Source organism: Bacteroides salyersiae WAL 10018 = DSM 18765 = JCM 12988 (assembly GCF_000381365.1).
In the GTDB taxonomy this organism is placed as follows: Bacteria; Bacteroidota; Bacteroidia; order Bacteroidales; family Bacteroidaceae; genus Bacteroides; species Bacteroides salyersiae.
Map to the genome: position 1 here is coordinate 2,872,993 of NZ_KB905466.1, position 23,184 is coordinate 2,896,176.

Here is a 23,184-nt window from a genome sequence, read left to right on the forward strand (position 1 = left end):
AAATAACTCCAATCGCATATCATAACCGTCTAACTGCAAATCCCAATTTTTTTCTCGAAGATAGATCAATACTCTCATTTTATAGTACAAATGTAGAAGATCGGCCCGGAATATATTTAAACACACCAAGATATCTACATTGATTATATTTATCGATACATTTAAAACTCGATCCGAGAGTCGATAATACTACATTTGCAACAGGTCTTTGACTATTAACCAAGTTTTAAATTAAAAATTATGAAGCACATTTTCTCTTTAAAGAAAAGTATTTCCCTTTTGTCGGTTGCGTTTGCCTGCTTACCTTTTACAAGTGGCGTTGCCCAGCAAATGACTGCTTTTGAAAGGGTGGGAACAGATGATGAATCCGTACAGGAGTTTTTTCCCGGTGAGCACCGGGCGCGCCCGGTATTGGGCGCATATACCAATAGCGGATATATGGGATTGTTCAGTGGTGGCCAGGATTTAGGCGGTTCGAGTGGTTGGTACACCGATTCCCGTTGGGGAGATTTGGGTGACGGGACATTTGCCAACCCCATCCTGAATGGCGACTATTCCGATCCGGATGTTATCCGGGTGGGAAATAAATATTATATGATCTGTTCTGAGTTCCATTTTATGGGAATACCGGTTCTCGAATCCGAAGATATGGTTAACTGGACCATTATCGGTCAGATATACGATCGTATCGACTATCCCGGCTTTTCGGAAATGAAACGTTATGGCGACGGTAGCTGGGCGCCTGCTTTGCGCTATCATGACGGGAAATTCTGGATGTTCGTCTGTATGCCGAATGACGGTTTGTTTATGTCTACCGCTACAAATCCGGCCGGCCCCTGGTCTCCGTTGCATTGTGTGAAGAGTGCCGGTGGTTGGGAAGATCCTTGTCCGTTCTGGGATGAGGATGGGCAAGCTTATGTCGGGCGTAGCCAGTTGGGCGGTGGCCCTATTTATATTCATAAAATGAGTGCGGACGGCACACGGCTTCTTGACGATGGCCAGAAAGTATATGAAGGTCCGGTGGCCGAAGGCACGAAACTTTTTAAAAAGGATGGTTACTATTACATCAGCATTCCCGAAGGCGGCGTCGGTTCCGGTTGGCAGACGGTGATGCGTTCTAAAGATATTTACGGTCCTTATGAATCGAAGCGTGTGCTGGAGATGGGAGTGACCAAAGTAAATGGTCCGCATCAAGGTGCTTTGGTAGATACTCCCGAAGGAGAATGGTGGTTCTATCATTTCCAGTCGGCCGATCCTCAGGGGCGTGTCGTACATTTGCAGCCGGTGGTATGGGAAGACGGTTTCCCGGTTATCGGTATGGATTATGACAAGAATGGAGTAGGCGAGCCGATGAAAGTCTGCAAGAAGCCTTCTATAAAATGTAATGTAACCCCTCATGCCCCGCAATCGAGTGACGACTTCACATCGGATAAGTTGGCTTTGCAATGGCAGTTCAACCACAATCCGGCAAACGAAAACTGGTCTTTGACATCCCGTCCCGGCTGGCTGGAAATTAAAGCGTTAAAGGCAGAAAACGTGCGCGAATCCCGTAATCAGTTTACACAGAAAACGATGGGATATAAAGGAGAAGCCGTCATTCGGATGGATTATTCGGATATGACAGAAGGACAACGGGCCGGTCTGGAATGTATCGGTGATAAATTCTGTGGTGCAGGTATCTTGATGCAAATGGACGGCGGAGTGTTGCAGCCGGTTGTTTATTATGAGAATGAAGGGCAGGTAAAATTGATTAAAACAATAGAGGGAGCGGATGACCGGATAGTTTATGTGAAATTAGCGATCGACGCCTTGACGAATAATCATCAATTTTCCTACAGTTTGGACGGACAGAATTATCTGGACTGCGGCGATTCGTTTCGGGAAGGTTCCCGCGACTGGAAGGGTTCCCGCGTAGGCCTTTACTCCTATAATACGAAAGCGGATGGCGGAAGTGCCTGGTTTGATTCATTTGAGTATAAATTTGACGGCCCCGGCGGGTTGGCGGCAGAAGAATAAAAGGAGGGACTTATGAAAAAGAGATTGATTGCCTGTCTGCTTATGGCATTGCCCTGTATCGGGGGGATTGCCCACGTCTGGGATGAATTGGCTATTCTTGTACGGCGTAATAGTGATGGAACTTTTACACTTGAAAAGGAATCCTATCTGCCGATAAGTACGTATACTAATGCAGTGTTTTTTGATTTTAACAATGACGGGAATCTCGATTTGCTGATTATGGGGCAGGGAGGAGATTGGAATGTAAGCAGTGATGTTAAGATTGTGGCCTTGTATCGGAACTTGGGAGAAGAGAATGATTATCGTTTTGAGAAAGTTGCCAATCCGGGATTCTTCCCATACAAAGATGAAGGTTTTTACAATCCGATCTCCGTAGGCGATTATAATCACGACGGATATACGGACGTTGTTGTGATGAACTATCACGAGGGGAGGCGTGTGGACTTGTATCTGAATGACCGTGGGAGCGGTACCTTTATCCATCAGGAGCAACAAGTGTTTGAGGGGGCTACCAATGGTTCGGTTATGTTTGGCGATCTGAATAACGACGGTTGGCTCGATATTGAATTTTCCGGATATAGTGACCGGGCGTCTACCGGAATTAAAACCTATATCAACAAGCGTGACGGCTCATTTGCAGACGAGACTCCGGCAAATATTTATGGCGCTTTTCAAGGACAATCCACGTTGGCAGATATTAACGGTGACGGAACATTGGATATTATCAGTACCGGGAATGGCGATAATTGGGTTTGTCTTGCTTCTTTGTTCTACAACACGGTTGATAAGGACGGTAAATGTACCTATCGGTATGTTTCGGAAAAAGAAAGCAACCTTTTGGGAGTCAGTAGGGCCAATCCGTTGGTTGCCGACTTTAACGGTGACGGCCGGATGGATATGGTGATAAACGGGGAACCCAGTGACGGTTCCGGATATAGAAACCGTATCTATTATCAGACTCCGGAAGGAAAGTTTGTGATGGATAAATCTTATCCGGTGGTTCCGGTCAATCAGGACGGGGGTATTAATATGGGTGATGTGAATGGCGACGGCAATATGGACTTGATAGTCGGCGGTTATGTAGGAACTTACGATAAAGCTCCCGACTCTTATTATTCTTCACCGTTGCGGGTTTATGAGAACAATCCTCAGAAAAACGGGCTTCCTGTAAATACTTTTCCCGAGCCTCCCGCCAAGGTTACGGCTACGATGGAGGGGAATGAACTCCTGATCACCTGGTTACCCGGTTCCGATAAAGAGACCCCCGAAGCGGCCCTGCGCTATAATATTTATGTTCGTAACGAGACTACCGGTGAACTGTACACCATGATCCCGGTAGATATTGAAACCGGTAAGCTGAAAGTCGGTACTGATTTGCAGACTTCTCTTTCTTCCGCTCTCAACTCTTATCGGATGCGTGTGTTCGGTGAAGGTAAATATACGGTAGGGGTTCAGACGTTGGACCAGTCATATGCCGGTAGTAAGTTTGCGACGGCAGGTTTCTCGGCAACGGGTATCCGGCAAGTTGCGGCGTTCGATCATTTCAGAGTCGTTACTGTAGATTCCGGAGTAGTGATCCGGGGAGTGGATAACCACAAGGTGGTGGTTTATGACATGGATGGCAGAACGGTTAATACGGGCTTTTCCAATACGGTTATCCCTTTGTCGGAAAAAGGAGTGTACGTTGTTTCGGTAAGTGGAGAAGACGCACCGCTAAAGTGCATGTATTGACTACTCCGAGAAATATACTGATTAAGTAATGGTAATATAGTTTATTATTCGCTTCTTGTAGTGTACTGAATAAGTTGACACTTTCTAAATCAAAAAAAGTATGTCAACCAAAAGAAAACCTCACAGAAAGTTTACAGAATTGGAAAGTAAGTCTTATATTCGCGAGTATCTTTCCAGCTCCGACCGTCGGAAAACATTTGAACGACGTAATGGATTAAGTTTAGGTACATTGTCCCGCTGGATGAAAATGTACGAGATAGAAGATCCTAAGATGCAAAAATCCATCATTGATCCACAGCTGATAGACGAAGACTCAGCGTCCCTTATCGCTCAGCTTCGTGCTGAAAATGAAGCGTTACACAAGTCTAACCGTCAACTTCAACGGGATTTGGATACGACAAAGATGCTTCATGAAGCCTGCGAGGTGCTAATTGATCTGACAGAGCAGACCTATCATATCCCCGTGCGAAAAAACTCAGATGCCAAGTAATCGACACCTTGTCACAGAGAGGCTCGGTCAACCGTAAATGCGGTGGTCTGAACAGACTCTGTGGTTACTTCGGCATAACCAGACAAGGTTACTATAAACATGTGGACAGACAGTGTGAAGTTAATGTTTTGAAGACAAGTATTGTTCTGTATTGCAAAGAATTAAGAACTTTAATGCCCCAATCGGGTATGCGTGAGCTATATGTATGCTGTGTTCGTTACTTTAAGGAGAAAATGGTGATAGGTCGTGACCAGTGCTATGAGATATTCCGCTCTAATGGTCTGGTCCAGAGGAAGAAGCGTGTACGTCCCAAAACAACGAACTCCAATCATAATTATTATATATATCCTGATTTGCTGAACACGACACCTAAGTTCGTAGCAAGCACAAGCGGAAGTATGGTTGTGGCAGATATTACCTATGTCTCCACCAGGGATGGCTGGGCATACCTGTCCTTGCTTACTGATAGCCACAGTCGTGCAATAGTAGGCTATTCGTTCTGTCCTTCATTGACAACGGAAGGCCCGATGAAAGCTTTGGAGTCAGCTTTTCTGTTTTACAGAGAGAACGGGATAGACATCAGCGGGTTGATACATCATTCAGACCGTGGGGTTCAATACTGCTCAAACCAATACGTTGACACGTTAAAAGCACAACATATAAGCATAAGCATGACACAGTGTGGTGATCCTCTGCATAATGCATTGGCCGAGCGGATGAACAATACTATTAAGAACGGATGGCTCTTTGACTGCGGGAAGGAGACTTTTAACCAGGTGGAAGAACGTATTAAACAGGCTGTGTACACATATAATAATATCCGGCCACACCAAGCTTTGAAAATGCGCACACCAATGGAAATTATAAAGGAGGAGAAGGTATGAAAGTGCCCCGACTCAGATTGTGCTCGTCGGGACGGGTGGTCCCGCCCCTTGCCGCACGGCGATCCCCGACCAAGGATATTTCTTGGCAAACGAGATAATAACAAAAATCAGTTCAACAACATTTGGAATAAATAGAATAATTAGCATTATATTTGGAAATCCAAATAGGACAACTACAGTAGGTCTAACAAACAGAAATGTAAACCTATTCAGGTATTGAAAATTGTTGAGTGAACGAATACAGTAATAACAATCGAAGTTGTCAACTAAATCCAGTACACATCATCTTGATAAACTTTAGGTGTAAAAACATCCGGATGTTTTCATGCACAACATCCCCATGTTGCATATAAGAACATCCCCATGTTTTGTGTGACAACATCCGGATGTTTTGATATCCCGGTTTTATAGAAAAATGATGGCGGAGCATATATGGCTATGGAATTACTTGTTATGTATTGGTAATAAGGATGTTTATGCTTGTTTTTAAATAAAAGCTTCTGGAAGTCACGTATATAAGTTAGTCCTGAAATGTAAAAAGGAGTGAGTGGGCGAAGAGGATACTACTTTGAACACTGGATTACATGGATATGGCAAAAAAACTTGTAATCCAGTATTTAAAGTATTTATATGGCCATTGTATGATGTGCTGTCTGTGTTGTTGTTCTGAAAAATAGAGTTCTGTTTCTATTTTCTCTATATTGGGTAGGAGATAATTTCAGATAATTGGTAAATAGCCTTGAGAAATAAAGAGGATCATCGAATCCGACCAACGGACTGATTTGATTCACTTTCATCTCCGTTTCTTCTAAATAATGGCAGGCTTTCTCCATACGGAGCTGTGCCAGATACTTGGATGGTGAAGTGCCGATCTGGGCAATAAATATTCTGGAGAAGTAAGAGACGGAAAGATTCACGTGCTCTGCCATATTTCTTAAAGAAAGATGCTTGTGCAGATTCTCCCGCATGAATTTCAAGGAAGTATCGATAATGCTACTCTCTTTGATGGCTTCCGATTCTTTCTTTCCCGAACTAGAACACTTTATGATGCCTAAGAAATGGAAAAATACGCTGGTGGCATAAGACATTTGTTCGGTACTGCTTTCTGATTGCAGGGTACTGAATATTTCCTCAAACAGATCTATTTTGTTTTTGAATCTCGATTGTGAGTTATACGGCATATCTTGAGGGATATCGAAACCTTTACTGAAATACCCGGCTTTTTTACCGTTGAAGTGTATCCAGTAGATAGACCACGGCTTCCCTTTGCTGCTTCCGTAAGCATGGGACATGCCTTGTGGAATGATAAAGAACTGATCTTCTGCAACTTTTAATTTTTTTCCGTTATATTCGAGCCAGCCTTCGCCTTTTACGCAATAGATAAGAATATAGTCGGCAGAATTAGCTGCTTCTCTCCGGCAATAATGATATTCGGCATTTGGAAAATAACCTATATTAGTAAGGTATAACTCTTTGCCTAATTCATCCTTTTTGAACTTCTCGATAGCAAATAAGGGAAGACTGATCAGTCGTTCGCCTTTAAATCCTTCTTTGATCTTCAGCATAGCATTAAAATAATTAAAGGTTATTGTTCATGATGCAAATATAGGAGAGTGGTTTCGCAATGGATATTCGATAAAAATGAAAAAGTATCAAATTTTAATTTTGACGGGGATTACCCGGCTTTTGAGTGAATATTTTATATTTTGATATCAAAATTTTATATTGTGAGACTTTATATTGGTCTGAAAAGGCGTTTTTTGATACTTTATGGTTATTTTTGCATTTATATATTATATAATCATGAGAATAACTCTGTGTTTTATCATCTTTATTAATCTATGTATATCGTTGTTCGGGCAGGTACATTTTACTCGTTTGAATAATGAAGACGGGTTGTCGCATAGTGAAGTGAAAGCCATATTGCAGGATAGCTACGGTTATATGTGGATCGGAACCCGTAACAAACTGAATCGTTATGACGGATGCGAGTTTAAGGTGCTGGATTGTTATGATCCGGTGGCGAACAGACGGAATAATAACATTGCTGCTTTGTGTGAAGACGCTAACCGGCTTTTGTGGATAGGCACGGACGACGGAGTTTTTGTCTATGATCCGGCTTTGGAAACTTTTACGTATTTGGAACGTTGGTTGAATCCCGACCAGAGTGCGGACTTTTTATATAATTGGGTCTCAAATATTGTTGCCGATAAGGAGGGGAATATGTGGGTCGTCTTACCTTCCCGTGGTATACTGAAAGTGAATATACAGACAAAAGCCTATCGACTCTATTCGATATCGGAGGATACGGTATTTGGAAAGGGGGGGCCGTTGTCACTGACGGTAGATGAACAGGGAACGATCTGGGCCGGTTGTATCGAACAGGGCATTTGCCGGTATGACAGGAAGAAAGACGAATTTGTGCGGGTATTGAAAGAAACCGGAATGTTTCAGGGAAAAGGAGTTTATACGATGCTGTCTTATAAGGAATTCCTGCTTATAGCTTTGCATGAGGGGGGCTTACTGAAATATAATATGGATACGAAAACACTTTCCCTGCATGATTTTCCGGAAGTGGATAAGGTAATGCTCCGTTGCCTGATGATGTCCAAGGAGGAGGAATTGTGGGTGGGTACGAATAATGGTATCTATATCTATAATGTGTTGACCGGGAGCTGTACTAATGTCAAAAATGATTCTTTCGATTCGCATTCGCTTAGTAATAATACGGTAACAACGATGTATACCGATAGGGAAAAGGGGATCTGGGTAGGTACGTTGTATGGCGGTTTGAATTATCAGAGCCGTAGTGCGGAGAATTTTACGGTTTATATTCCGAATGATCATCCGCAGAGTGTACAGAGCCAGTGGATTCATGGTTTGTATTGGGATGAAGAGACCCAGAAGCTCTGGGTGGGAACGGAAGATGAGGGCTGTTCGGTTTTCGATAAGAATATGTCTGTTTTTACTCCGGTCAATACGCATCCTACTGTTACGGTCACCTGTATCCGGAAAATCGACGGGAATATCTGGATCGGATATTTTAAGAATGGTTTGGATGTGGTGTCTCCGTCTATGAAGGTGACGCATTATACAGGTAAAGAACTGGGCTTGAAAGAGGAAAGCATCTTTGCTTTTTGTGAAGATCATACAGGTACTATTTGGATAAGCGACGGCGGGGGCGTATATACGGCGAAAAAAGGGACGATGCATTTTGAGAAAGTGACGGAGTTCGGCTACGGATATATACAGGATATCAAAGAAGACAGCCAGGGGAATATTTGGATTGCGGCAATGGGAAATGGGGTATATCGGTATAATATCCGTTCACAGGAGGCGGAGCAGTATCTTGCGGATGGTAAGCCCGGTTCTATCAGTTCGAATTCGGTCAGCAGCATTTTGGAAGATAGCAAGGGACGCATCTGGCTTAGCACGGACCGGGGAGGTATCTGTTGTTTTCAGGATGAGGCTTTCGAAGTCTATTCGCTTGAAGAGGAATTGCCGGACGATATTGTTTTCAAGGCTGTGGAGGATACTCGTGGAAATATCTGGTTTGGAACGAACCACGGGCTTGTGTGTCTGAATCCGGAGAGCAAAGAAGTACAGGTGTTTGGTAAAAAAGACGGTTTGAGCGTCTCCCGGTTTAATTATAACTCGGCGGTTGTGGTGGATGGAGAAACGATTTTTATGGGAACCATGCATGGGTTGGTCTCATTCAATCCGGAGCAGTTCGTCAGAAACGATTTAATGCCTTCCGTCTATTTCACAGATTTTCTTGTAAATGGGAAAAACCTTCTCCCCAATGTCATCAACCGGTATGATAAGGATTATAAAATAACACTTAAATACGACGAGCGAAACATCAGTATCCGTTTCGTTGCATTGAGTTTCGCTTCTCCGGGGGCTAACCGGTATGCCTATCGTATGAGTAACGTCGATAATGACTGGATCTATACGGATAAGAATGTGATATCTTATGCGGGGCTTACTACCGGAAAATATGTTCTCCACGTGAAAGGGGCGAATAATATGGGAGTATGGGATGAATCGGAGAAGGTCTTGATGATTGATGTACTGCCGCCTTGGTGGGCATCGCCTGTTGCTTATATCATTTATATTCTGGTAGTGTTTTCATTGCTTTTTTACTGGATACGTTCTTACCTGAAAAGAATTGCCCGTAGAAATGAGGAGAAGAATCTGATTTATACAATCGAGAAAGAGAAAGAGCTTTATGAATCCAAAGTGGCTTTCTTTACGAATATTACGCATGAGATACGTACGCCTCTGACATTGATCAGTGGTCCGATGGATCTGGTGATACAGGAGTCTGTACAGTTTCCGAAGAATATACAACGTTATCTGGGATTGATCAAACAGAATGTAGACCAGTTATTGAATCTGGTAAATCAATTATTGGACTTCAAAGCGGCCGGAAATATGAATAAACCGTTGATCTTTTCGGAGATAAAGGCATTGCATCTGATTGAGTCCTTGAAAGAAAGATTCTCTGTGTTGCTCTCGGAAAAGAATAAGACTTTTGAGATTATAGCAGACCGCGTAGATCCGGATATCTGTGTGATAGCCGATAAGGATGCGGTTGACAAGATAATGAATAACTTGATATTCAATGCTATAAAATACAGTGACGCTCGTATTACGGTACGGGTGAGTCGTGATGACGAATACCTGACACTTGAAATTATAAATGACGGCTTGTTGGTATCGAAGGATATGCATGAAGCGATTTTCGAACCGTTTGTCCGGGCAGAAAACAGTAAGGAGAATATAGGCGTGGGGATCGGATTATCGCTTTGCCGGAGCTTGGTGGAACAGCACCGGGGTACTTTGACCTACGAGGAGATGGATGGGCTGAACTGCTTTGTTCTTAAACTTCCGGTTCGGCAGAAGATAACCGAGAATGTACAGACGGTGGAGATGAGCGACGGGCAGATTCTGCTGAATAAAAACAGCATGAGGGTTACTCTGTTGATTGTGGACGATCATCCGGATGTGGTGGATTTCTTATCGGAACAGTTGCATGAAGAATATACTGTCCTGACGGCGGCCGATGGCAGACAGGCTTTGGACGTGATAGAACATAATAAGGTGGACATCGTATTGAGTGACATCATCATGCCCAATTTAGACGGATTGTCTCTCTGCCGGAAATTGAAGGCGGAGATAGCTACCAGCCATATATTGGTGGTGCTGTTGACATCGAAGAATGACGTTAGCACGAAGATTCAGGGACTGGAGGCCGGGGCGGATGCTTATGTCGAGAAACCATTCAACCTGAATTACTTATCGGCTTTGCTGAGAAGCTTGATAGTGAACAAAAACCGGGACATCAGCCTGCAGAACACCAAACCACTGATACCGATCGGGCAGGTAGAGATCAATAAGTCTGATGAGAACTTTGTAAATCAGGTAGTGGATATTGTGAATGCAAACATATCCGATCCCACTTTTAATGTGGAGATACTGACGGCCAAGATGCATATGAGTCATTCTAATTTTAGTAAAAAGCTGAAGGGCATTGTAAATATGAGTCCGGTGGAGTTTATCCGTTTCATTCGGCTGAACCGTGCAGCCACTATTTTGTCGCAGGAAGATTGTCAGGTTAATGAGGTGAGTGTGTTGGTCGGCATCAACTCTACAAGTAATTTTATCCAGCAATTCCAGAAACAGTTCGGAAAAACGCCTAATGAATTCCGGAAAGAATGCAAACGGAGAAGGAGCGAACCGGAAAAGTAAAATCGTCCATACTTTAAGTGATTCTCTCTATTTCTTTATAGGGTAAATCCCGGTTACTTTGCGGTCATCAAATGAATGATTAATATTTGTATGACCCTGATGAAAACACAATCGAATCTTTATCTGTTCCTGATAGCCCTGATATCGGCTATGGGAGGTTTTCTTTTTGGCTATGACTGGGTAGTGATAGGAGGTGCGAAACCTTTCTACGAACAATACTTTCAGATAGCAGGTAATCCCGTACTGCAAGGATGGGCGATGAGTAGTGCACTGATAGGTTGCCTGATAGGTGCGTTAAGTGCCGGAAAAATGAGTGACCGCTTCGGTCGGAAGCCGGTTCTTACATTGGCGGCAGGACTCTTTATTTGTACCGCTATCGGTACGGGAGCCGCCAATTCCTTTACTTTTTTCAATGTTTTCAGACTGGTCGGCGGGTTTGCCATCGGTATTGCTTCCAGCCTGTCGCCGATGTATATTGCGGAGATAGCTCCGGCTCATCTGCGCGGACGTTTTGTCGCTATCAATCAGTTGACGGTTGTGCTGGGTATTTTAGCTTCTCAGATCGTGAACTGGCAGATCGCGGAACCGGTAGCGATAGGAGCTACGTATGAAATGATACGTGAATCGTGGAACGGGCAGATGGGATGGCGCTGGATGTTTTGGGCGATGACTGTGCCGGCTGCTTTGTTTTTCATTTTTAGTTTTATACTTCCCGAGAGTCCTCGCTGGCTGGCCTCTTCCGGCCGTAGGGAAGCCGCTTTAAAAGTCTTTACCCGTATGGGCGGATCTGATTATGCCCGTCGGGAATTGGAAGCGATTGCCGTGGCGTCTTCGGATAAAAACCGGCAAGGTAGCTTTAAGCAATTATTGCGTCCCGGCATGCGTAAAGTGCTGGTAATTGGTGTTGTGATGGCCGTTTTGCAGCAATGGTGCGGTATCAATGTGATATTCAATTATGCACAGGAGATATTTATGGCTGCCGGATATGGAGTATCGGATGTACTGATGAATATCGTTGTGACCGGAATTACGAATGTCGTGTTTACGGTTCTGGCCATGTTCGTGGTCGATCGTTGGGGACGCAAGGCGCTTACTTTGATAGGGGCATTCGGGCTGACTGTGATTTATGCCTTTATGGGGGCAGCCTATTATTTTCACATTACCGGGGTCGTGTTGCTGATTATTGTCGTGACTGCCATTGCATGTTATGCCATGACGTTGGCTACAACCATGTGGGTGATTATCTCCGAGATCTTCCCCAATCGGGTTCGTGGAGTGGCGATGTCGGTTTGCACTTTCGCCTTGTGGGCTGCCTGTTTCATCCTTACTTATACTTTTCCGGTATTGAATAACGGGTTGGGAGCGGCCGGTACTTTCTGGCTTTACGGCATCATCTGCCTTACCGGCGGAATATTTGTAGCACTCTATTTACCCGAGACCAAGGGAAAGAGTCTGGAAGAATTGGAAAAAGAATTAATAAAATAGCAATTATTATAGTATGGAAAAAGTAACTCAATATCTGATTAAGAGTACAGTGTATACCAGTGAGGTACGCGCGTGGGAAGAGGATATTCTACTTCCCACCTATGAAATAGGAAAGGAAGAAAAGAATCCTATTTTCCTGGAAAAGAGAGTGTATCAAGGTAGTAGCGGGTCTGTCTACCCTTACCCTGTGGTGGAAAAGATCTCCGATACGAAAGTGGAAAAGAAATATCATGCTCTCTTTATCGAGAATGAATATATCAAGGTCATGATCCTGCCGGAATTGGGTGGTCGCATACACATGGCTTATGATAAGGTGAAACAACGCCATTTCGTATATTATAATCAAGTGGTGAAACCTGCTTTGGTAGGTCTTACCGGTCCGTGGATATCAGGAGGAATCGAGTTCAACTGGCCGCAACATCACCGCCCCTCTACTTTTCTGCCTACCGACTTTTCTATCGAGGAGAATGCCGACGGCAGTAAAACGATCTGGTGTAATGAAGTGGAGCGCATGTTCCGTACCAAAGGGATGCAGGGTTTTACACTCTATCCGGGCAAGGCCTATATTGAAATCAATGTGAAGATCTATAATCGTACAGCATTTCCCCAGACATTCTTGTGGTGGGCCAATCCGGCCGTGGTGGTGAATGACCATTACCATTCGGTGTTTCCACCCGATGTAAATGCCGTGTTCGATCATGGTAAGCGGGATGTATCTTCTTTCCCTATTGCTACCGGGGTGTATTATAAACAAGACTATTCGGCCGGGGTGGATATTTCCAAATATAAAAACATTCCTGTTCCCACTTCTTATATGGCTATCCAATCGAAATATGATTTTGTAGGTGGTTATGAAGACGATATCCGGGGAGGTTTGCTGCATGTTGCCGACCATCATGTTTCTCCGGGTAAGAAACAATGGACTTGGGGAAACGGGGATTTTGGCAAGGCTTGGGACCGGAATCTTACGGATGAGGACGGACCTTATATCGAACTGATGACAGGAATGTATACGGATAATCAGCCAGACTTTTCATGGTTGCAACCTTATGAGGAGAAGTCGTGGGTGCAATATTTCATGCCTTACAGCGAGGTGGGTTATGTAAAGAACGCCACTAAGGATGCCCTGTTGAATGTAGAACTGAAAGACGACAATGCCCGTTTGGTTCTTTATACGTCAGGTGTCAACAAGGATGTGCATCTGTTGGTGAAAGATGTCCGGGGAACATTGCTGTTCGATAAAACGATTCAGGTTTCTCCGGCAGAGCCGTTCATTGCCACTTTCCCGGCCGAAGGATTGAAAGAGGAAGAGATCCGAATAGAGGTTCGGGATAGCGAGGGCAAGGTAATGTTGACTTATCAGGCTGATAAGCCGGAGATAAAACCGATACCGGATCCTGCTAAGGCAGCAAAAGATCCGAAGGAGATCGCTTCGATGGAACAACTGTTCCTGACCGGGCTTCATTTGGAGCAATATCGCCATGCTACCTATAATCCGATGGATTATTATCAGGAAGCTTTGCGGCGTGAACCGGGAGATGTACGGTGCAATAATGCCATCGGGTTGTTACTGATGCGTAAAGGGCAATTTGCTGCTGCCGAGAAGTATTTCCGTACGGCTGTGGACACGCTGACCGAACGCAATCCCAATCCATATGACGGTGAACCCTATTATAATTTAGGCTGGAGCTGTAAGATGCAGGGAAAGATGGACGAAGCTTATGATGCGTTTTTCAAATCGGCCTGGAATGCGGCCTGGCAGGATGCCGCTTATTATGCCCTGGCACAAATAGATACGGCAAGGGGTAAGTATGAGAGTGCTTTGGATAAGGTGGAACGTTCGCTCATTCGTAACTGGCACAATCATAAGGCTCGCCAGTTGAAAGCCTCTATTCTGCGTAAACTGAACCGGAAGGAAGAAGCATTGGATCTGATACGGGAATCTTTGAAAATAGACCGTTTCAATATGGGATGCCGTTTCGAGCATTATTTATTGACGGAGGATCGGAATTTAATGGCAGAGATGAACGGATTAATGCGTCGTTGGGAACATACATTTATTGAATATGCGCTCGACTTTGCCGGTGCGGGTCTGTATGATGAAGCCATTTTGTTTTTGGAAAGCTATCTTTCGGAAACCCGTAAAGTGTATCCGATGATTTATTATGCCCTCGGGTATTTTCATGCCTGCCGGGGAGAGAAAGCGCATGCACTGGACTATTACCGGAAAGCGGAAAAGGAAGACCACTCCTATTGTTTTCCGAACCGTATAGAAGAGGTCTTGATTTTGCAAAATGCCTTGGAATTGAACGACCGGGCTGCTAAGGCCGCTTACAGCTTGGGGAACTTCTGGTATGCTGCCCGGCAGTATGACCGTGCCATTGAATGTTGGGAGACCTCGGCCGCTATTTGTCCTGATTTCCCTACCGTATGGCGTAACTTGTCATTGGCGTATTATAACAAACAGGATAATAAGGCCAAAGCATTGGAGGCGTTGGAAAAGGCATTCCGTCTGGATGAGAACGATTCACGTATCTTGATGGAGTTGGATCAATTGTACAAGCGTTTGGGGTATTCGCATGAACGGCGTCTTGCATTTCTTGAAACTCATTTGTCCACAACGGAAGAACGGGATGACTTGGCTATCGAACGCATCACGCTCTATAATCAACTGGGACGTTATGATGAGGCGAAAGCATTGATTGCTGGTCGTAAATTTCATCCGTGGGAAGGTGGAGAAGGAAAGATTACCGGTCAGTACGTGTTGTGCCGGGTGGAGCTTGCCAGGGTGGCATTGCGTGAACAGCGTTATGCGGACGCATTAGCTTTGCTGGAAGAGACGGATCAGTATCCCCACAATTTAGGAGAGGGCAAACTGGCAAATGCCGAAGAAAATGATATTTGGTATTATAAAGGAGAGGCTTACCGAGGTTTGGGTGATGAAGAGAAGGCGAAAGTTTGCTTCGAGAAAGCGACTGTCGGTTCCGCCGAACCGCAGCAGGCATTCTATTATAACGATCAGCAGCCGGATAAGATATTTTATCAAGGTCTGGCCTGGCGTGCATTGGGAGATGAGAACCGGGCTCGGGGTTGTTTTAACAAGCTGATCAAACATGGAGAAAAGCACTTGTTTGATACTTGCCGCATCGATTATTTTGCCGTTTCATTGCCCGATCTGGCTATTTGGGAAGACGACTTGAACAAGCGGAACCGCATTCATTGCAATTATGTGATGGGACTGGGTTATCTGGGATTGGATGAAATCCCGGAAGCTGCCGGCTTTCTGGATAAAGTCATAGAGTTGGATATCAATCATCAAGGTGCGCAAATTCACCGCAGTTTATGTGACGCTTAATTTTTATATGAGAAGATCTCCATAGGTTTGCATATGGGGATCTTTTTTCTTTTCAATACTTTATAATGAAGGTAATACACGAAATCGCAGGTTATACGGCAATGGGTGAACCTGTTTTTTATTTTAAGGTAGTCAATGCTTCCGGTGCCTGGGTAGGATTTACCAATTGGGGAGCCCGGTGGATTGAAGCGGGGGTACCCGATAATGAAGGACGGCTGACGGATGTGATAACCGGTTATGATAATCCGATGGAGTATTTGTCCGATACCTATTATATGGGAGCTACGGTCGGTCGTTTTGCCAACCGGATCGCAAACGCATCGTTTCTGATAGACGGCCTTACCTATCGGTTGGAGACGAATGACGGGCGACATACAAATCATGGAGGCTATTCCGGTTTTCATCAGCGATTGTGGAAATGGGAAAAGTTGGCTGACGGCATCTGTTTTATGTTGGCTTCACCGGATGGCGATGGAGGATATCCCGGTAATTTGGAGGTAACGGTGGAGTATCGCTGGAGCGAATGTAATGAATTGTCGGTGGATTATTTCGGAGTGTCGGACAAGCCTACCTATTTGAATATGACGAATCATGCCTATTTCAATTTAAGCGGAACAAAGGAGAAGATTCTTTCGCATTCATTGTATATTCCTGCCCAAAAGATAGTAGAGACAAACGCCGGGTTTATCCCTACGGGTATGGTAACTCCGGTGGCAGGCACTCCTTTTGATTTCACTTGCCGTAAACAACTTGGTGTGGATATATATACGGATAATCAGCAGTTGCGTGATAATAGGGGATATAATCATTGTTATATCCTGAAAGAACAGCCTTCCCGTGATATGGTATTGGCGGCTTGTCTCTGCGAACCTGCATCCAAGCGCCGTCTGACAGTGATGACGGATCTGCCGGGGGTATTACTCTATACGGCAGGCTATTATGAATCCCCCGATACGGCAGTCTGCCTGGAGACGCAATTCTTTCCGGATACGCCTTCGCATTCTCATTTCCCTTCGTGCCTGTTAAGACCCGGAAACGAATACAGACAACGGACCGTCTACCGGTTTGACTTGGATTTTTCGGAATGATACAGGATGTTTTTTATCCCTTCTTTTTGGCTTTGTATTCCGAGGGAGGTATGCCCATCGTTTTAGTAAATAACCGGGAAAAGTAGAGAGAATCTTCATAACCCACCAACGGACTGATCTGGCTGATTTTCATATCGGTGAAATCCAGATAGTGGCATGCTTCCTGTATTCTTAGATAGTTCAGATACCGCAAAGGCGAAGATCCGGTCTTCTCTTCGAACAGGTTGGAGAAATAAGAAGTGGATAATTTTACTTCACCGGCAATGTCTGTCAGACGAATCTTCTTATTCAGGTTCTCTTTCATGTAATGAATGGCAAGCTGTACTACATCTTTTTGTGAATAGTTCATAGAACCGCAGTCACGGTATTCTCCGATAAATTTCATAGAACCTAAAAAGTGGAACAGGCTGGTGGTGGCGTACAACATATAATTCTTGTTGTATCCGGAATTGATGGCGGAATAAATCTCCTCAAAGAGCGTCAGCCGTTCTTTTATCCGGGAGTGTGCTTCGGGAGTAATGTTACATGGACGGTCGAATCCGCTACTGAAGAACGCCGCCTTTTTCCCGTCGAAGTGTATCCAGTAGATGGTCCAGGGATTGGCGGTATTACTGCCATAAGCATGTGCCACGTGTTTGGGGAGAATAAAGAATTGGTTGGAATTGATTTCGTTCCGCCGGTGGGCCAGTTCAAACCAGCCTTGTCCTTCTACACAGTAGATAAGGACAAACTCATTAACCTCTTCGGCGGTACGTTCGCAATAATGAAAATTGGCATGCGGATAATAGCCTATATCAGTGATATATAGCTCCTGGCCCAGAGGGTCTTGTTTTAATTTTTCGATCAGGAAAGCCGGTAATACAATGGTACGCTCTCCTTTGAATCCATTTTTAATTCGTGGCATGTCTTGTCAGGTATAGGGTTGATAAATCTGAATATAACAGTTCACGTTATCTGTATTCAAAGTTACCAAAATATTTCTAAACCGGATTGGTTTTATCATAAGTTTTTGATCGCTTTTTTTAGGGTAAGATTCTCCATATCCATAATTTTTTTCTCTATTGATTTCCCTTTCTTTTTAAGCTTACTTTGCATATGATAAATATAATTCTTATTAATATGTTTTTATGATAATATAAAGTGATAGATTTAAAATAATTATATATGGAAAAACACATGTTTGAAGAACTTTCTTTCCGGAAAGTTTTTAAGTTCATTTTAGCCTTGTTGTTGTTTTCCTGTGGTGCGTCGGGATATGCCGGAGTACTTGACAACCGGGTTGTGAAAGGAGTGGTTAAGGATGAAACCGGTGAACCGCTGCCGGCTGTTACCGTGGTGGTGAAGGGTACGACCAACGGTGTCACTACCGATATGGACGGTGAGTACACTTTGTCTAATGTTCCCGCCGGTTCCACACTGGTATTCTCTTTTTTGGGAATGCAGACACAGGAGATTGTGGTACGAAACCAGAAACGTATCGATGTGGAGATGAAAGAAGATGCCGTCAGCATTGACGAGGTGGTGGTAGTGGCATTCGGTACTCAGAAGAAGGAGAGTATGGTCAGTTCCATCGAGACGGTGAAGCCGGCTGCGCTGAAAGTGCCTTCGAGTAACTTGACTACCGCACTGGCCGGGCGTATGTCCGGTTTGATAGCTTACCAGCGTAGTGGAGAACCGGGACAGGACAATGCCGACTTCTTTATCCGTGGTGTGACGACTTTCGGTTATAAAAAAGACCCGTTGATCCTGATCGACGGTATCGAAACAACGTCTACCGAACTGGCTCGTTTGCAGCCGGATGATATCGCTGCTTTTTCTATCTTGAAAGATGCGACCGCAACCGCTTTGTATGGTGCACGTGGTGCTAACGGCGTTATTCAGGTGCAGACAAAAGAAGGAAAGGAAGGGCCGGCTAAGGTCAGTTTACGCGTGGAGAATTCATTTTCATCCAATACGTCGAATATAGAGTTGGCAGACCCGATCACTTACATGCAAATGGCCAATGAAGCGGCTGTTACACGTAATCCGTTGTCTCCGTTGGTCTATTCGCGCGAGAAGATTGCCAATACGATTGCGGGTAAGAATCCTTATCTGTATCCGGCCAACGACTGGCGTAAGTTGATGACTAATCCGCTTGTGGCAAACCAACGTGCCAATTTGAGTGTGAGCGGTGGTGGTAAGGTAGCCCGTTATTATATTGCGGCCACTTTCTCGAAAGATAATGGTAACCTGAAGAATGACAAGTATGCCGGTTATAAGAATAATATCGATTTGAGCACTTATCAGTTACGGTCGAATGTAAATATTAATCTGACAAAGACGACTGAGGCTATTGTGCGTCTGGCCGGTACGTTCGACGATTACACCGGTCCATTGGATGGCGGTGATACGATGTATAAGAAGATCATGGTTTCCAATCCGGTATTGTTTCCGGCTTATTATCCGTCTTCCGACCTGCCCTCTGCCAAGCACGTGTTGTATGGTAATGCACTGTACAATAACGGTGTGGAATACACGAACCCTTATGCCGAGTTGACAAAGGGATATAAAGATTATTCGAAATCGACGATGGACGCACAGTTCGAGTTGAAACAGGACCTGTCGTTCATCACGAAAGGATTGAATGTTCGTGGTCTGTTCAATACTTCCCGTTATGCCTATTTTGAGGTGGGACGTGCATCGAATCCTTATTTCTATAATGTAGGATCTTATGACAAGAATAGCTCGTATACCATCATGCAATTGAACGAAGATGCCAACCCGACGGAATATCTGGAGTCTACCGGTTCATGGACAGACGTACAGTCTACGGTCTATATGGAGGCGGCTATGTCTTACAACCGTTCTTTCGGTAATCATGATATAAGCGGTTTGCTGGTTTATCAACGTCGCGAAAAGAAGGTATCCAATATCACTGACGATTCGGGGAAAGACAATTTGCAGAAATCGTTGCCTTACCGTAACCAGGGCTTATCCGGCCGTTTTACTTATGCATTCGACAATCGCTATATGGCTGAGTTTAACTTCGGGTACAACGGTTCGGAACGCTTTTACCGTTCGGAACGTTACGGTTTCTTCCCGGCTATCGGTGTCGGTTATGACCTTTCGAACGAGAAGTTCTGGAAACCATTGAAAAAGGTTCTTCCCAAGTTTAAGTTGAAATATACCTATGGTCTGGTCGGAAATGATGCGATTGGTGACGAAGACGACCGTTTCTTCTATCTTTCCGAGGTGGATGCAAACGATGCCGGCAAGAGCTATAATTTCGGTACGGACTTCAATTATACAAAGAACGGTGTGACCGTGAGGCGTTATGATAACCGTGATATCACTTGGGAGAAAGCCTACAAATCGAATTATGGCGTAGAATTTACATTGTTCGACGGATTGAATATCCAAGCCGACTATTTTACGGAACACCGTACTAATATCCTGATGGATAGGGAGTCTATACCTTCTACAATGGGACTTTCGGCAAAGGTGCGTGCCAATGTGGGTGAAGCGAAAGCGCGTGGCTTGGACTTGTCGCTCGATTATAACAAGGCATACCGGAATGGCATGTGGTTGCAGGTGCACGGAAACTTCACCTATGCCCATAGCGAATTCCTGAAATATGAAGAACCGGAATACAATGAGAAGTACAAACTTCACGTCGGACAATCGTTAAATCAGGAATTCGGTTATATTGCCGAGCGTCTGTTCATTGACGATGCCGATGTGGCCAACTCTCCGAAGCAGACCTTTGGCGAATATGGGGCGGGTGATATCAAATACCGGGATGTAAACGGTGACGGACAGATTACCGAACTGGACCAAGTGCCTATCGGTTTTCCTACCGTTCCGGAAATCATCTACGGTTTCGGTTTCTCTTTCGGTAGCGCCCGTTTTGACGTTTCCGCTTTCTTCCAAGGGTCTGCCCGTTCCTCTTTCTGGATCGATGCAAAGAATACTTCTCCGTTTGTGCACGTATACGAGGATACCAATTGGGATAACGCTTATATGTGGAAGGATATTCCTTTGCTGAAAGCTTACGCTGACAACCATTGGACAGAGACCAACCGGGACATTTACGCTTTGTGGCCACGCCTGAGTACGACCCGTATGGAGAACAATATCCAGAAAAGTACCTGGTTTATGCGTAACGGTGCTTTCCTGCGTATGAAGACGCTGGAAGTGGGATATACTTTCCCGGAGACATTGACGAAAAAGGCTTATATAAATTCGGCCCGTATCTATTGTAGCGGTAACAACCTGTTTGTTTTGAGCGGATTCAGCATGTGGGATATCGAAATGGGAGGTAATGGCCTGGGATATCCTATTCAACGGGTGATTAATATAGGTGTTCAATTAACTTTTTAAATGAAGGAGACGAAAGCAATGAAATATAATCTTAAAAATAAATTGAGAAATCTGGCATGTGTCTCGTTATTGACCGGCGGAATGTGGGGATTGAGTGCATGTAGTGACTATCTGGATGTCGTGCCCGATAATGTCGGTACGATCGAACATTCTTTCAGCAACCGTAATGAAGCCGAGAAGTATCTGTTTACCTGTTACTCATACATCCCTGAGTATCATAGCGAGCGTGCCAACGTAGGGTTGATGGGAGGTGACGAGCTGGCTACTTTTTATCCCATCCAGAGTGGGGATGATTATGCAACCTGGCGCATCGGTTTGGGATATCAGAATGTGAACGAGCCTTATATGAATTATTGGGACGGCGGTAATGGGGCAGCCCACAGCTTGTACGAAGGGCTTCGTGATTGCAATACCTTTCTTACTTATGTTTCCGATCTGAACTATGTAGGTGATCTTGCACCTTCCATGCGAAAGAGATGGCTGGCGGAGGCAAAATTCCTGAAGGCTTATTATCACTATCTGCTGTTGCGTATGTATGGTCCGATTGTGATTATTAATGAGAACCTGCCTATCTCTTCCACACCCGAAGAGGTGCGCTTGAAACGTGCCCCGGTCGATAAGGTGGTGGCTTTTATTTCCGACCTGCTTGATGAAGCAAAAACAGATTTGCCTGTGAAAATAGATGATCAGGCAACCGAACTGGGGCGTATCACCCGTCCGGCCGTTTTGATGCTGAAAGCTAAGTTGCTGGTGATGGCAGCCAGCCCGTTGTTCAACGGAAATCCGGATTATGCCGATTTTACGAATAAAGACGGGGAGCATCTGTTTAGTCAGGAATACAGCGTACAGAAATGGATCGATGCCCAAGAGGCCTGTGAAGAAGCAATCGAGATGTGCGAACAGGGAGAGGGCGGTGTCAGCCCGGAGATCGTATTGCACGAAACCCATACGAACATGCTGTTCAGTGACCGGTTGAAACGGGAGTTGAGCTTGCGTGAATGCGTGACGGAGAAATGGAACGATGAACTGATCTGGGGATTGTCCGGTCGTCCGGTAAGCGGCTTGCAGCAGTCTTGTATGTCACGTGTCGGTAAATATCCGTCGAATATGCACGGTGCTTCCGAGAAGATTAATCCGACCATGTATGTTACGGAATTGTATTATACTAAAAATGGTATTCCTCTCGACGAGGATAAGGAGTGGGAATATGCCAACCGTCTGAAAGTGAAGAAAAATACCAGTAACACGGTGAATGAATTTTATCTGATACCGGATTACGAAACGGTGACTGCCAATTTCGACCGTGAACCTCGCTATTATGCCAATATCGGTTTTGACGGTGGTTTGTGGTATCAGAGTAACTGTGTTTCCGGAAACTCATCCGATATTTGGCAGTTGAAAGGACGTGCCGGTCAGGCACAAGGTATCTTAGGAGCTTACGGATATTCTAAAACAGGTTATTGGGCAAAGAAACTGGTCAATCTGGGCTTCGTAAACACAGAGAGCGGCTGGAACTCGGAACAGTATCCGTGGCCGGAATTTCGTTTGGCCGATCTGTATTTGCTGTATGCAGAGGCTGTTAATGAGGCTTCCGATTCGGAAGCGGCCCGTACTTTGGCAATCAGCTATGTCGATAAAATCAGAGAACGTGCCGGTTTGTCGGGTGTAAAAGAATCTTGGGAAGAGCATTCGCGTAAACCGAATAAGTTCAGAACGCAGTTGGGATTACGGGAAATTATCCAGCGTGAACGCACCATCGAGTTGATGTTTGAAGGGCAGCGTTTCTGGGACGTCCGTCGTTGGAAGATTGCCGATAAAGAATATAACAAGACGCTGATGGCATGGAATCCCCGTGGCAAAACAGTGGATACTTATTATCAGCTCACTACGATGTATACGCAGCAGTTTGTGGCACCGCGCGATTACTTTTGGCCGATTAAAGAGAAATCGTTGGTAATCAATCCCAATCTGGTGCAGAATCCGGGATGGCAATAAATGGTTTTAGGATTAAAAACAGAAAGA

The 23,184-nt window shown here is 44.7% G+C and carries 12 protein-coding genes; 10 read left to right on the top strand and 2 right to left on the bottom strand.

Annotated features, from left to right (window positions below; genetic code table 11):
* Positions 1-240: 240 nt before the first annotated feature.
* The 4 genes from HMPREF1532_RS10470 to HMPREF1532_RS10485 all read left to right on the top strand — a co-directional run bounded on the left by HMPREF1532_RS10470 (position 241) and on the right by HMPREF1532_RS10485 (position 5,121).
* Entirely contained in the window at positions 241-2,016 is a 1,776-nt protein-coding gene (locus HMPREF1532_RS10470) for a glycoside hydrolase family 43 protein (protein WP_005928769.1), read from the top strand.
* A gap of 12 nt (positions 2,017-2,028) precedes the next feature.
* A complete protein-coding gene (locus tag HMPREF1532_RS10475; protein WP_005928772.1) occupies positions 2,029-3,747 on the top strand; it encodes an FG-GAP-like repeat-containing protein in 1,719 nt (572 codons plus the stop codon).
* Between the two features lie 100 nt (positions 3,748-3,847).
* Complete coding sequence (locus HMPREF1532_RS10480; protein ID WP_005927532.1) at positions 3,848-4,237, top strand: hypothetical protein; 390 nt, start codon at positions 3,848-3,850, stop codon at positions 4,235-4,237.
* Positions 4,238-4,245: 8 nt separating this feature from the next.
* Positions 4,246-5,121, top strand: a complete 876-nt coding sequence (locus HMPREF1532_RS10485) for an IS3 family transposase (RefSeq protein ID WP_129649191.1) — start codon at positions 4,246-4,248, stop codon at positions 5,119-5,121.
* Positions 5,122-5,747: 626 nt separating this feature from the next.
* Here HMPREF1532_RS10485 and HMPREF1532_RS10490 read toward each other — a convergent pair.
* Entirely contained in the window at positions 5,748-6,686 is a 939-nt protein-coding gene (locus HMPREF1532_RS10490) for an AraC family transcriptional regulator (RefSeq protein ID WP_005928775.1), read from the bottom strand.
* 238 nt (positions 6,687-6,924) lie between these two features.
* Between HMPREF1532_RS10490 and HMPREF1532_RS10495 the strand changes: the two genes are divergently transcribed.
* From HMPREF1532_RS10495 to HMPREF1532_RS10510, 4 genes are all read left to right on the top strand, one after another.
* Positions 6,925-10,875 carry a hybrid sensor histidine kinase/response regulator transcription factor gene (locus HMPREF1532_RS10495; protein WP_005928778.1) on the top strand — a complete coding sequence of 1,317 codons (3,951 nt, stop codon included), beginning with the start codon at positions 6,925-6,927 and terminating at the stop codon, positions 10,873-10,875.
* 90 nt (positions 10,876-10,965) lie between these two features.
* Positions 10,966-12,360, top strand: coding sequence for a sugar porter family MFS transporter (locus tag HMPREF1532_RS10500; RefSeq protein WP_005928781.1), 1,395 nt, complete (start codon positions 10,966-10,968; stop codon positions 12,358-12,360).
* 13 nt (positions 12,361-12,373) lie between these two features.
* Positions 12,374-15,715 (top strand): DUF5107 domain-containing protein, encoded by a 3,342-nt coding sequence (locus HMPREF1532_RS10505; protein WP_005928784.1) that lies wholly within the window; start codon positions 12,374-12,376, stop codon positions 15,713-15,715.
* A 65-nt stretch (positions 15,716-15,780) separates the two neighbouring features.
* Positions 15,781-16,803: an aldose epimerase family protein gene (locus tag HMPREF1532_RS10510; RefSeq protein ID WP_005928788.1), complete on the top strand. Its 1,023-nt coding sequence runs from the start codon at positions 15,781-15,783 to the stop codon at positions 16,801-16,803.
* A gap of 13 nt (positions 16,804-16,816) precedes the next feature.
* Here HMPREF1532_RS10510 and HMPREF1532_RS10515 read toward each other — a convergent pair whose 3' ends face one another.
* A complete protein-coding gene (locus HMPREF1532_RS10515) occupies positions 16,817-17,707 on the bottom strand; it encodes an AraC family transcriptional regulator (protein ID WP_005928791.1) in 891 nt (296 codons plus the stop codon).
* Positions 17,708-17,967: 260 nt separating this feature from the next.
* Between HMPREF1532_RS10515 and HMPREF1532_RS10520 the strand changes: the two genes are divergently transcribed.
* A complete protein-coding gene (locus HMPREF1532_RS10520) occupies positions 17,968-21,162 on the top strand; it encodes a SusC/RagA family TonB-linked outer membrane protein (RefSeq protein ID WP_005928794.1) in 3,195 nt (1,064 codons plus the stop codon).
* Positions 21,163-23,157, top strand: a complete 1,995-nt coding sequence (locus tag HMPREF1532_RS10525) for a RagB/SusD family nutrient uptake outer membrane protein (RefSeq protein ID WP_005928797.1) — start codon at positions 21,163-21,165, stop codon at positions 23,155-23,157.
* Positions 23,158-23,184: the final 27 nt, after the last annotated feature.